This is a genomic window from Pseudomonas sp. YeP6b (genome assembly GCF_025642995.1).
Classification (GTDB): Bacteria; Pseudomonadota; Gammaproteobacteria; order Pseudomonadales; family Pseudomonadaceae; genus Aquipseudomonas.
Genome location: NZ_CP080090.1, coordinates 2,351,285 through 2,363,719 on the forward strand (window position 1 = coordinate 2,351,285; position 12,435 = coordinate 2,363,719).

The window sequence follows — 12,435 nt, forward strand, 5'->3', positions numbered from 1 at the left end:
AAGGACAATCGCATGAGCCTGTGGCGCACCCAACCGAATATCGAGCAACTCAACGCGATCCAGAAAAACACCATTGGTGAGCTGCTGGATATCCGTTTCGAAAGCTTCGACGACCAATCCCTGACCGCCAGCATGGTGGTCGACCATCGCACCCATCAACCCTACGGCCTGCTGCACGGCGGCGCGTCGGTGGTGCTGGCCGAGAGCGTCGGCTCCATGGCCGCTTACCTGTGTATTGATGCCAGCAAGTTCTATTGCGTGGGCCTGGAGGTCAACGCCAACCACCTGCGCGGTGTGCGCAGCGGGCGGGTCACGGCGGTGGCGCGGGCGATCCATATCGGCCGCACGACCCAGGTGTGGGACATTCGCTTGACCAGCGACGATGGCAAAGCCAGCTGCGTATCGCGCCTGACCATGGCCGTGGTGCCTTTGGGCGAGAACCCGCCGGCGCGATAGGCGTGGCGTGAGTGTCATCATTCCTGGCGGTTACAGTCATTGCTGTAACCGCCGGGCATGGTGACAATCAACTTCTGTTTTTGTAGATGAGTCCGGTATGTCGCAGCATGTGTTTTTCGCTCACGCCAATGGCTTCCCTTCGGCCACCTACGGCAAGTTGTTTGCCGCCCTGGCCCCCGAATATGCAGTGGCTCACCTGCCGCAGCACGGTCACGACCCCAGGTTTCCGGTGGACGACAACTGGCAGAACCTGGTGGACGAGCTGATCCACCATCTGGAACTGCAGCCGGAACCGGTGTGGGGCGTGGGCCATTCCCTGGGTGGCGTATTGCATTTGCACGCGGCCATGCGCTGCCCGCAGTTGTACCGGGGTGTGGTGATGCTCGATTCGCCGGTGCTGACCCGCGCCGATCGCTGGGTTATCCGTGCCGCCAAGCGCTTCGGTTTTATCGACCGCCTGACCCCGGCCGGGCGCACCTTGGGCCGCCGTGAAGAGTTCACCGACCTGGATGCCGCGCGCAGTTACTTCGCCGGCAAGACGCTGTTTCGCGGCTTCGACCCGGAATGCTTTGATGCTTACCTGCAACATGGCCTGCAGCAGGTGGGTGATCGCCTGCGCCTGCGCTTTGATCCGGCCACCGAAATCAGCATCTACCGGGGCGTGCCCCACACTAGCCCGGGCCAGGTTCGCCAGTTGAAGGTGCCGCTGGCTGTCGTCCGTGGCCGTCAAAGTCGGGTGGTGATGCGTCACCATGCCAGCGGCGTCGACCGCCTGCCCATGGGCGAGATGCTCACCATGCCTGGCGGCCATATGTTCCCGCTTGAGCGCCCTCAGGACACCGCGACGTTGATCAAGAACCTGTTCTCGCGCTGGGAAGCGCGCGAGCGCCGTTGCGCATGAGCACACCGGTCGAAGAGGTTCGCCTGAGCCTGCCGCATATCGAGTTGGCGGCGCATCTGTTTGGCCCCGAAGACGGTCTGCCGGTGATCGCCCTGCATGGCTGGCTGGACAACGCCAACAGCTTTGCGCGGTTGGCGCCGAAACTGCGCGGTTTGCGCATCGTTGCGCTGGACATGGCCGGCCATGGGCATTCGGCGCATCGCCCCGTAGGCGCCGGTTATTCCCTCTGGGATTACGTCTTTGATGTGCTGCAAGTCGCCGAACAACTGGGTTGGAAACGTTTTGCATTACTTGGCCATTCCCTCGGCGCCATCGTTTCCATGGTACTGGCCGGTGCCTTACCGGAACGGGTCACGCACCTGGGGTTGATCGACGGTGTGATCCCGCCGACCGCCCCAGGCGAGAACGCCGCCGAGCGGCTGGGCATGGCGTTGCAGGCGCAGTTGAGCCTGCAGGACAAGCGCAAACCGGTCTACCACACGCTGGATCGGGCGGTTGAAGCGCGCATGAAAGGCGTGGTGGCGGTCAGCCGCGAAGCCGCTGAACTGCTGGCCCAGCGCGGCTTGATGCCGGTGCCGGGTGGCTACACTTGGCGTACGGACAGTCGCCTGACCTTGGCATCGCCGATGCGCCTGACCGATGAACAGGCGATGGCTTTCGTGCGGCGTGTGGGTTGCCCTACACAATTGGTGGTCGCGGCTGACGGCATGCTGGTGAAACATTCCGAATTGCTTTCCCAGCTACCTTTTACGGTGGACACACTGCCGGGCGGCCATCATTTACACCTTAATGATGAGCCCGGCGCGATCCTTGTTGCAGACTGTTTCAATCGGTTCTTCCACGCGCCTTGACTTGGCGTGGGCAACTGCCGAGGCTGGGCGGATTGAAAGGGAGTCAACCATGTACGATATGAACACTGCTGCGACCTCTAATGGCCATGGCTCAACCCTGCGATGAGCCTGCGTAAAGGATGTATCCGTGCCCTCGGGCTGTGCTGTTTCAGCCCCTTGGTGTTCGCCGCCGACGTGCCGGGAAGCCAGGATTTACCGGCCGTGTCCCGCCAGGTCGATGCGCAAATCGTCGATTACCGCCCTGCCGAAGAAAAGGAACGCATCTACCCGATGGGCGCGATCCGCAAAATCAGCGGCCAACTGCGCTACGAAGGCCAGGCCACGGCGCGCGGCCAAGCCACCGCCATTACCTATGAACTGCCCGCCGAGCACACCTCTAGCGCCGCGTTTACCGCGACCCGCGAAGCGTTGCAGGCCAAAGGCGCGCAGTTATTGTTCTGGTGCCAGGCCCGTGATTGCGGTGAAAGCAGCCTGTGGGCCAATGAAGTGTTCGGCAACGCCAAGCTGGTCGGCGCCGATGGTCAGCAGGAATACCTGCTGTTACGCCTCGCGGCCCCCCAGGATAACTCTCTGGTAGCGCTGTACGGCATCACGCGCGGCAACCGTCGCGCCTATCTGCATGTTGAACAACTCGACGCCAGTGCGCCGCTGGGAGACGTGCTGCCCACCTCGGCCACCCTGCTGCGTGAGTTGAAAAGCACGGGTGAACTGGACTTCCCGGCACTCGGCGCCGAACCTGACGCCACCTGGCTGACCCTTATTTCCCGTGGCCTGAACCTCGACGCTACCTTGCGCATCAGTTTGACCGGGGCGAGCGCCGAAGCCTGGCGCCAGGGCCTGATCGACAGCGGTGTGCGCGCCGCGCGCCTGGAAACCGGCACCGGTGACGCTAAGGGTTTGCACCTGCATCTGATACGCTGACCGTTACAGGGCGAACGGACCCGCGCCGTTCGCCTAAGCTCTCTTCCTACAGCCTTCTTCTCGAGATACCCGATGCTCAATAACGATCGCCTACTGGTGCAAATCCTGCTGCTGGTGCTGTTTGGTGCCAGCTTCTGGGTCATGGCGCCGTTCTGGTCGGCGCTGTTCTGGGGGGCGGTGCTGGCGTTTCCCAGTTGGCCGCTGATGCGTTTACTGACCCGCTGGTTGGGTGGCCGGGAATCCTTGGCGGCGGGCATTCTGACCTTGGGCTGGATGTTGCTGGTGGCGGTGCCGCTGGTGTGGCTGGGCTTCAACTTGGCCGACCATGTGCGCGACGCCGTGGGCCTGATCAAGGATATCCAGGTCGACGGCCTGCCTGCCGCGCCCACCTGGTTGGGGTCGATCCCGTTTGTTGGTGAGCGCCTGGTGGCTACTTGGGACAGCATCGACCAACAGGGCGCGGCGCTGATGGTCAGCATCAAGCCGTACCTGGGGCAGGTCGGTAATTGGCTGCTGGCGCGCAGTGCGCAGATCGGCGGCGGTATTCTCGAACTGACCCTGAGCCTGGTGTTCGTGTTTTTCTTCTACCGGGACGGGCCGCGCCTGGCGACCTTTGTGCATCGCTTGCTGGAACGCCTGATCGGCGACCGTGCTGGCTACTACATCGAATTGGTGGCCGGCACCGTGCAACGCGTGGTTAACGGCGTGATCGGTACGGCTGCGGCCCAGGCGCTGCTGGCGCTGATCGGTTTCCTGATCGCCGGAGTGCCGGGCGCGCTGGTGCTGGGCATCGTCACCTTCCTGCTCAGCCTGATCCCCATGGGCCCGCCGCTGGTGTGGATCCCGGCCACGGCCTGGCTGGCATGGAAGGGCGACTACAGCCACGCGGTATTCCTCGGCGTGTGGGGCACGTTCATCATTAGCGGCGTGGACAACGTGCTCAAGCCGTACCTGATCAGCCGCGGCGGCAACTTGCCGCTGGTGATTGTACTGTTGGGCGTGTTTGGCGGGTTGATCGCCTTTGGGTTTATCGGCCTGTTTATCGGCCCGACCTTACTCGCGGTGGCCTACAGCCTGCTGACGGATTGGAGTGCAACCCAGGCTCAGGCCCGTCGCGAAGACAAACCCCTCTAAGCCCTCGGCAACCACATCACGGCGGTCAAGCCGCCGCCTGGGGTTTCCTCCAGGTTCAGGCGGCCGCCGAGGCGTTCCACCGCTTCCTTGGAAATCGTCATGCCCAGGCCGACGCCGCCCGAGTTGCGGTTGCGTGAACCTTCCAGGCGAAAGAATGGCTCGAACACCGCCTCACGTTTGTCCGTGGCAATCCCCGGGCCGTGGTCGATCACTCGGATGACCAGGGCCTCGCGGCTGTCCGCCAGTTCTATTCGCGCGGTACCGGCGTAGCGCAAGGCGTTGTCGATCAGGTTGTTGAGGCATGAGCGCAACGCCATCGGCTGCACCTGCAAGGGCGCGCAATTGCCGGCGAACTGCACATCGCAGCCTTGGTCCTGGGCGTTTTCGCTGAGGGATTCGACCAGCGCCTGCACGTCGAGCCAGTGCCGGGTTTCGCTGGTGCGTTGTTCGTGCAGGTAGCTCAGGGTGGAATCGAGCATGCCGATCATGTCATCCAAGTCCTGGCGCATCTGGCCTTGCAGCTTGGTGTCTTCGATCTGCTCCAGGCGCAGCTTGAGGCGTGACAGCGGCGTGCGCAGGTCATGGGAGACCGCGCCGAGCATGCGTGCGCGTTGGCTGACTTGCTCGCGAATGCGTTTTTGCATCAGGTTGAACGTCGACGCCGCCTGCCGCGCCTCGCGAGGCCCGGACTCGCTGAGCGGCGGGCTGTCGAGGTCGAGGCTCAAGCGTTCGGCCGCCGCGCTCAGGCGCTGGATCGGCCGGCTCAGCAGTTTGGCACCGTACCAGGCCGCGATAATCAGCGAGATAAACTGAAAGGTCAGCGGCACCACGGGGCCGCCGAACCAGGGGCGATGATGCTTGGGCAGCGGCTTCATCGTGCCGTCCGGCTGCTCGACGAAGGTTTCCTGGGGCGGCGGCGGTGGCGGGCCGTAGTGGTGAAACCAGAAGAATGCCAGCACGTGGGCCAGCACAATGGCCACCAGCAATACGCCGAACAGCCTGCCAAACAGCGTATTGAAGGTGGCACGCATCAGCCGATATCCCGCGCGTCGAACAGATAGCCTTCGCCCCGCACAGTTTTGATCAGTTGCGGAGCTTTGGGGTCATCCCCCAGCTTTTGGCGCAGGCGCGACACCAGCAAGTCGATGCTGCGATCAAACGCCTCGATGGAGCGGCCACGTGCAGCGTCCAGCAGCTGTTCGCGGCTCAGCACGCGGCGTGGTCGTTCGATAAACACCCACAATAAACGAAACTCGGCGTTGGACAGCGGCACTACCAGGCCGTCGTCGGCCACCAGTTGGCGCAGTACGCTGTTGAGGCGCCAATTGTCGAAGCGAATATTGGCGCGTTGCTCGGTGCGGTCATCGCGCACCCGGCGCAGGATGGTCTGGATGCGGGCCACCAGCTCGCGCGGTTCGAAGGGTTTGGACATGTAGTCATCGGCGCCCAGTTCCAGGCCGATGATGCGGTCGGTGGGTTCGCAGCGCGCGGTGAGCATCAGGATCGGGATGTCCGATTCGCCGCGCAGCCAGCGGCACAGCGACAGGCCGTCTTCGCCCGGCAACATCAGGTCGAGCACCACCACATCAAAGGTTTCGGCTTGCATGGCTTGGCGCATGGCGGTGCCGTCGGTGACGCCGATGGCGAGAATATTGAAGCGGGCCAGGTAATCGATCAGCAATTCACGAATCGGTACATCGTCATCGACGATCAGCGCACGGGTGCTCCAGCGCTTGTCTTCGGCGATCACCGCGCCGTTTTGCTCTTCATTTACAGAGACGGTAGGGGTATGCATAGTGCGATCATCTGCCTGGTTGTTGCTGTCAGCATAGGCGCCCAGCTCCATGGCTGGAAGTGCTGGGCGGGCGGTCATGTGCGCGAGGCTAGCGGCGGGTCGTGTTGGGGGCATGTCGTGAATGTATCAGCCTTGACACATTTGGTTAAAATGGTCGCCGTAGCGCGGTTGGTCAGTATTTACCGATCATCGGATCCCGCAACGGCGCCGCTTGCGCTACAATCCGCGCCGATTTCGACTTGCCTGAGAGCCTATTCCAATGTCCGTCTGCCAGACTCCTATCATCGTCGCCCTGGATTACCCCACTCGTGACGCCGCACTGAAGCTAGCTGACCAGTTGGATCCCACGCTTTGCCGGGTCAAGGTTGGCAAGGAACTGTTCACCAGCTGCGCCGCCGAAATCGTCGGCACCCTGCGTGACAAAGGTTTCGAAGTATTCCTCGACCTGAAATTCCACGACATCCCCAATACCACTGCGATGGCGGTTAAAGCCGCTGCGGAAATGGGCGTGTGGATGGTCAATGTGCACTGCTCCGGCGGCCTGCGCATGATGAGCGCCTGCCGTGAGGTGCTGGAACAGCGTAGCGGGCCGAAGCCGCTGCTGATTGGTGTGACCGTGCTGACCAGCATGGAGCGTGAAGACTTGGCCGGCATCGGCTTGGATATCGAGCCTCAGGAGCAGGTATTGCGCTTGGCGGCCTTGGCGCAGAAGGCTGGCCTTGATGGTCTGGTGTGTTCGGCGCTGGAAGCCCAGGCCCTGAAGGCCGTGCACCCGTCGTTGCAGCTGGTGACCCCGGGGATTCGCCCGGCGGGCAGTGCGCAGGACGATCAGCGTCGCATTCTGACGCCGCGTCAGGCGTTGGACGCGGGTTCGGATTACTTGGTTATCGGTCGCCCGATCAGCCAGGCGGCGGATCCGGCGAAGGCGTTGGCGGCAGTGGTTGCTGAGATCGCCTGATTAGTGTGATTGAAAGTGGGCACGGTCAAGTGTGGGAGCTGGCTTGCCTGTGATGGCAACTGAAACGCCCAGTTCGCAGCATGGGTATTTGCGCAACACTTTGTGGTGCGCTGAGCCTGTGATGGGGTTAGGTAGATTGAGTACATATCCGTTGCTGCGGTAACGGCGGCTATTGGTTCCGCCCTTACGGCGGGTCACTTTTGGAAAAGAGCCCCAAAAGTAACCAAAAGGGCTCTTGCCCCACCACTCGGTGCCTCGCCTAGGCTCGGCATGCCCTCACTCCGGCTTGAATCCGTGGGCCGCCGCCATGGGCCATCCTTGGCCCATCGCGGCTAACCCGGCGTCCTGCCGGGTTACCCACGGATTCAAGCCTGCGTTCGGCCATCGTGGTTTAACGGGGCGCCTCAGATCAAGATCAACAGCAAGAGCACGGCGGCCTAGTAGCCGACCTGAGTGGTTGAAGCAAAAGCAGGGCAAAAGCACAGCAGCACACTCTCTGTCTGATGTACCGAGATCCAACTGTGGGAGCGAGCAAGCCAGCTCCCACATTGACCGTACCCACATTAGGTCTTGTGGTGTGTCAGCTGACCTTCAACACCAACTTCCCAAAGTTCTCGCCGTTGAACAGCTTCATCAACGTTTCCGGGAACGTCTCCAGACCCTCGACGATATCTTCCTTGCTCTTGAGCTTGCCCTGCGCCATCCAGCCGGCCATTTCCTGCCCGGCTGCGGCAAAGTTCGCCGCGTGGTCCATCACCACAAACCCCTCCATCCGCGCGCGATTGACCAGCAATGACAAGTAATTGGCCGGGCCTTTCACCGCTTCTTTATTGTTGTACTGGCTGATCGCACCGCAGATCACTACCCGCGCCTTCAACGCGAGACGGCTGAGCACGGCGTCGAGAATGTCGCCGCCGACGTTATCGAAATACACGTCCACGCCTTTGGGGCATTCGCGCTTGAGGGCGGCAGGCACGTCTTCGCTTTTGTAGTCGATGGCCGCGTCAAAGCCCAATTCATCCACCAGGAACTTGCACTTGTCGGCGCCGCCGGCAATGCCCACCACGCGGCAACCTTTGATCTTGGCAATTTGCCCGGCAATGCTGCCCACCGCGCCGGCGGCGCCAGAGATCACTACGGTTTCGCCAGCCTTGGGCGCGCCGGTGTCGAGCAGGGCGAAGTAAGCCGTCATGCCGGTCATGCCGAGGGCAGACAGGTAGCGCGGCAGCGGTGCGAGTGTCGGGTCGACCTTATAGAAGCCACGTGGCTCGCCGAGGAAATAATCCTGCACCCCCAGCGCACCGTTTACATAGTCGCCGACCGCAAATTTCGGGGTGTTGGAGGCAATCACCTTGCCCACGCCCAGCGCACGCATCACTTCACCAATGCCGACGGGCGGAATATAGGATTTGCCCTCGTTCATCCAACCGCGCATCGCCGGGTCCAGGGACAGGTATTCATTATGTACCAGCACTTGCCCTTCTCCAGGCGTGCCCACCGGCACTTCCTGGTAGGTGAAGGTCTCCCGCGTGGCCGCGCCGACCGGGCGTTTGGCAAGCAGGAACTGGCGGTTGGTCTGGGCAGTCATGGCAAGGACTCGTTGGAAATGGACCTTAAGTGATAGACCTGCAATGGCCTGAGGGCAAGGTTATGCGAGGGGCGCGAATGCCCGCCGATAGGCCTGGCTGATAGTGGCGCGGGGCGCCTTATCACTGCCATTCATGCAGCGCTCACTGGCCTTCTGATAGTGCTGACGCACCGGTGCTGGCGTTGGCTAGACTCGCGCCACGGCTATTTCTTGCATAGGACATCCCCCATGAGCATGACGTTTTCCGGCCAGGTCGCCCTGGTAACCGGCGGCGCCGCCGGTATTGGCCGCGCCACCGCGCTGGCGTTCGCCGCAGAAGGCTTGAAAGTAGTGGTTGCCGACCTGGACGTGGCAGGCGGCGAGGGCACGGTTGCGCAGATCTTGCAGGCCGGGGGCGAGGCGCTGTTTGTACGCTGCAATGTCACGCAGGAAGCGGACGTGCAGCAGTTGATGGCACAGACGGTTGCCGCCTATGGTCGCCTGGACTATGCCTTCAACAACGCTGGGATCGAGATCGAAAAGGGCAAGCTGGCCGACGGCAGCCTGGATGAGTTCGACGCCATCATGGGGGTTAACGTCAAAGGTGTGTGGCTGTGCATGAAGTATCAGTTGCCGCTGCTGCTGGCCCAGGGCGGCGGGGCGATCGTCAACACCGCCTCGGTGGCGGGGTTGGGGGCGGCGCCGAAGATGAGCATTTATGCTGCGTCCAAACACGCCGTGATCGGCCTGACCAAATCGGCGGCCATTGAGTACGCGAAGAAGAAAATCCGTGTGAATGCGGTGTGCCCGGCGGTGATCGACACGGATATGTTCCGCCGTGCCTATGAAGCCGACCCGCGCAAGGCCGAGTTTGCCGCGGCCATGCACCCGGTCGGGCGCATTGGCAAGGTCGAGGAAATCGCCAGCGCCGTGCTGTACCTGTGCAGCGACGGTGCCGCGTTCACCACAGGCCAGGCGCTGGCAGTGGACGGGGGCGCAACCGCGATCTAAGACACCACGCCACTCCTTATTCGAAAAGGGTAGGGAGCGCTGTGGGGCGTTTCCATGGCTGGCACAAGGCCTCGTCAGAATGTGTATCAGCAGGTAAATAACTCAATAAAATCAATACTTTAATAAAAGTTTGCGACCGGCGGGGCCAGGCTTCTGTGCTTAACTGTTTGGGGTTGAATAACAGACAGTTGAAGTGAGTGGCTCATGGATTTAGGCATCGATCGACAAGCCCTTGTACCGGTGGTGCAGCAAATCGTCAGCGCGGTGGCGCAATGGATTCGCACGAGCGGGGCGAGCCCTGGCACACGTTTGCCATCCATCCGGCAATTGGCCCTCGACAACCTGCTCAGCCAATCCAATGTGATCGAGGCGTTCGAGCGAATGGTGGCTCAGGGTCTGTTGGTGTCAAAACAGGGCTCGGGATATGTGGTGGCGCAGCCGCCGCTGTGCGTTGAAAGCCACTGGTATGAAGGTGCGGAGCTCGGCTGGGGCGCCTATGTGGATGGCCCGTTGGGCGAGTTGAAGTTGGGTTGCGGCTGGTTGCCGGACACCTGGCGTGAAAGCGATGACATTTGTTACGCCATACGCGAAATCAGCCGAACCGACACCGCCGGCCTGTTCAACTACAGCACACCGCTGGGGCTGCCGGCGTTACGTGAGCAACTGCTCAAACGGCTGACCCAGAGGAAGGTGGTCACCCGTCTTGATTGCATCCTCACCACCCACGGCGCCAGCCACGCTCAGGACCTATTGATACGCACGCTACTCAAGTCTGGCGACACGGTGGTGGTCGAGACCCCGGGCTATGCCAACCTCTATCGTCAGTTGGAGCGCCACGGGGTCACGCTGCTGGAGGTCCCGCGTACCGTGGGTGGCCCGGACATCCGGGTGCTGGAAACGCTGCTGCAAAGCCACCGGCCCAAGTGCCTGTTCATCAATTGCCTGTATCACAACCCCACCGGCACCAGCTTGTGTCGCGGAGTGGCCGAGCGCCTGTTGGAGTTGGCGCACAGCGAAGACTTCCTGATTGTTGAAGAGGACGTCTACGGCGATTTGCAGCACGCCAGTTGCACACGACTGTCCGCGCTGCCACATGAGGGGCGGGTGATCTATATTTCGAGTTTTTCCAAAACCCTCAGCAGTGCCTTGCGGGTGGGGTATCTCAGCGCCAGTGCGGCGATTATCACGCAACTGGCTACGCTCAAGACGCTGACAGGCATCGGCACCTCGCGGTTTGCCGAAGCGGTGGTCACCACGCTGTTGACCAACGGCACCTACCGCAAGTGGGTGCAGCGCCTGCGTAAGCGCTTGAACACGCAGATGGCAGCGACCTTGCAGGTGCTGGAAGACGAGGAGTGGGAGGTGTTTGCCGTGCCCGCCGGGGGCATGTTTGTGTGGGCTCGGCCTGGCGTGGGCGACCGCTCCCGGTTGCAGGCGTGCGCGCGGCGGCTGTGCATTTTGTTGTCGCCCGGCGCGCTGTTCAGCCCCAAGGGCGAACACAGTGACTGGCTGCGTATCAATGTGGCCTATGCTGCTGATCAGCGGGCGTTGGCGTTGTTCCGTGCCATGGGTCCTGCCAGATCGACCTCGACCATTCTGAAAACGACGAACATGTAGCTTTTTGCCATTATTGTGGCGTCAGCGTCTTGTGCAGGTAGCCCGTCGTTGCGAATCTCGCAACATGGAAACCTGGCTTGATGGCATCCGCCATTGCAAGAGGATTCAACTGCAATGATTTCGGCCGTGCAACGACGTTTCGCCAACCTCGGTATGGCGAAAAAACTGGGCTTGGGCTTCACCTTGGTGCTGCTGCTGACGGCGTTGGTGGCGGCCATTGGCGTGTGGTCCCTGCAAACCGTTGGCCAGCGTTTTGAGGGCCTCAAGGCGATGTCTTCGCTTAACAGTGGCCTGCTGAAAGTGCGTCTGATTGAGCAGGACTATGCGCTGCACGCCGACCCCAAGGCCGTCGAGGCCCTGCACGAGAGCGTCGACGCTTTGGCCGCCCTGGCCGCCAGCCTCAAAACCCAATCTGCCACCAATGTGCCGGTCATGAGCGAAGTCGAGCAGGCGCTGGCCGCGTACCGCAAGGCGTTCGATGAATTTGTCGAGCTGACCCAGACCAAGGACCTGGCCCTGGAAATGGCCAGTTGGTCGGTGTCCAGCGTGGCCAATAACCTTGACGTGCTGCAGGCGGGCCTGGCCGACGATGGCGCCTATGGCCTCAAGGAAAGCCAGGGCAAGGACGGCGCCGAGTTTATCGAGCAGGCGGGGCAGGTCGGCCAGGTGTCGCGGTTGATGTTGCAAGCGATGAACGAAGCGCAGGTACGCCTGGACCAGAGTCGCAAGGCTGATGCAGACAACGCCGAGCAGGGCAAGATTGAGCAGGCCGACCAGGCCTTGGCTCAGGTCGAGCAGCTGAAAACCTCGGTCAAGGATGCGGGTTACCAGACCGTGCTCAACGAAGTGTCCGGGCATATCGCCGCGTTCAGCGAAAAACTCGGCGAGTACACCGGGCTGCTGGCCCAGGAAAAAGTCGTCTACAAGCAATTGCACGACCGCGCCGACCAAGTGGTCAGCCGGGTCAACCAGGCGTATGACGCTGAAGACCAGTCGATGCAGGCGCAATTGAAGAAAAGCGCGCTGCTGATCATCGGCTCGTCAGCCTTGGCGCTGTTGGTGGGTTTGATCGCGGCGTGGGTGATCACACGCCTGATCGTGGCGCCGCTGCGCAGTGTGATCGCCGTGGCCCAGCAGATTGCTGCCGGTGACCTGAGCGGGCGCATGGAAGTCAGCCGCCGTGATGAGATCGGCCAGTTGATGCAGGCGATGCAACAGATGGGC

Annotated in this window: 11 protein-coding genes and 1 pseudogene; 9 read left to right on the forward strand and 3 right to left on the reverse strand. The window is 61.9% G+C overall.

Going from position 1 to position 12,435, the window contains the following annotated elements:
• Nucleotides 1–12: 12 nt before the first annotated feature.
• From KZH41_RS10635 to KZH41_RS10655, 5 genes are all read left to right on the forward strand, one after another.
• Nucleotides 13–456: a hotdog fold thioesterase gene (locus KZH41_RS10635; protein WP_094953674.1), complete on the forward strand. Its 444-nt coding sequence runs from the start codon at nt 13–15 to the stop codon at nt 454–456.
• Between the two features lie 97 nt (nt 457–553).
• Nucleotides 554–1,357, forward strand: coding sequence for an alpha/beta fold hydrolase (locus tag KZH41_RS10640; protein WP_094953673.1), 804 nt, complete (start codon nt 554–556; stop codon nt 1,355–1,357).
• Complete coding sequence (locus KZH41_RS10645) at nt 1,354–2,208, forward strand: alpha/beta hydrolase (RefSeq protein ID WP_242155203.1); 855 nt, start codon at nt 1,354–1,356, stop codon at nt 2,206–2,208. Before KZH41_RS10640 ends, KZH41_RS10645 begins: the two co-directional genes overlap by 4 nt.
• Before the next feature lie 102 nt (nt 2,209–2,310).
• Nucleotides 2,311–3,129 carry a DUF4892 domain-containing protein gene (locus KZH41_RS10650; protein ID WP_242155205.1) on the forward strand — a complete coding sequence of 273 codons (819 nt, stop codon included), beginning with the start codon at nt 2,311–2,313 and terminating at the stop codon, nt 3,127–3,129.
• Nucleotides 3,130–3,201: 72 nt separating this feature from the next.
• Nucleotides 3,202–4,263, forward strand: a complete 1,062-nt coding sequence (locus KZH41_RS10655) for an AI-2E family transporter (RefSeq protein ID WP_263274787.1) — start codon at nt 3,202–3,204, stop codon at nt 4,261–4,263.
• Here the strand turns inward: KZH41_RS10655 and KZH41_RS10660 are convergent.
• A complete protein-coding gene (locus KZH41_RS10660) occupies nt 4,260–5,294 on the reverse strand; it encodes a sensor histidine kinase (RefSeq protein WP_094953669.1) in 1,035 nt (344 codons plus the stop codon). The genes KZH41_RS10655 and KZH41_RS10660 overlap by 4 nt on opposite strands.
• Nucleotides 5,294–6,109: a response regulator gene (locus KZH41_RS10665; RefSeq protein WP_371917717.1), complete on the reverse strand. Its 816-nt coding sequence runs from the start codon at nt 6,107–6,109 to the stop codon at nt 5,294–5,296. The genes KZH41_RS10660 and KZH41_RS10665 overlap by 1 nt, the downstream gene beginning before the upstream one ends.
• A 208-nt stretch (nt 6,110–6,317) precedes the next feature.
• On the opposite strand from KZH41_RS10665, the gene pyrF reads away from it, so the two are divergent.
• Entirely contained in the window at nt 6,318–7,016 is a 699-nt protein-coding gene (gene pyrF, locus KZH41_RS10670; protein WP_094953668.1) for an orotidine-5'-phosphate decarboxylase, read from the forward strand.
• 580 nt (nt 7,017–7,596) lie between these two features.
• On the opposite strand, the gene KZH41_RS10675 is transcribed toward pyrF, so the two are convergent.
• Entirely contained in the window at nt 7,597–8,604 is a 1,008-nt protein-coding gene (locus KZH41_RS10675; RefSeq protein ID WP_263274788.1) for an NADP-dependent oxidoreductase, read from the reverse strand.
• Between the two features lie 228 nt (nt 8,605–8,832).
• Between KZH41_RS10675 and KZH41_RS10680 the strand changes: the two genes are divergently transcribed.
• From KZH41_RS10680 to KZH41_RS30440, 3 genes and pseudogenes are all read left to right on the forward strand, one after another.
• Entirely contained in the window at nt 8,833–9,594 is a 762-nt protein-coding gene (locus tag KZH41_RS10680; protein WP_263274789.1) for an SDR family oxidoreductase, read from the forward strand.
• Nucleotides 9,595–9,798: 204 nt separating this feature from the next.
• Nucleotides 9,799–11,211, forward strand: coding sequence for a PLP-dependent aminotransferase family protein (locus KZH41_RS10685; RefSeq protein ID WP_094952714.1), 1,413 nt, complete (start codon nt 9,799–9,801; stop codon nt 11,209–11,211).
• A 996-nt stretch (nt 11,212–12,207) separates the two neighbouring features.
• Nucleotides 12,208–12,432, forward strand: a pseudogene (locus tag KZH41_RS30440) (HAMP domain-containing protein); the annotation flags it as partial.
• Nucleotides 12,433–12,435: the final 3 nt, after the last annotated feature.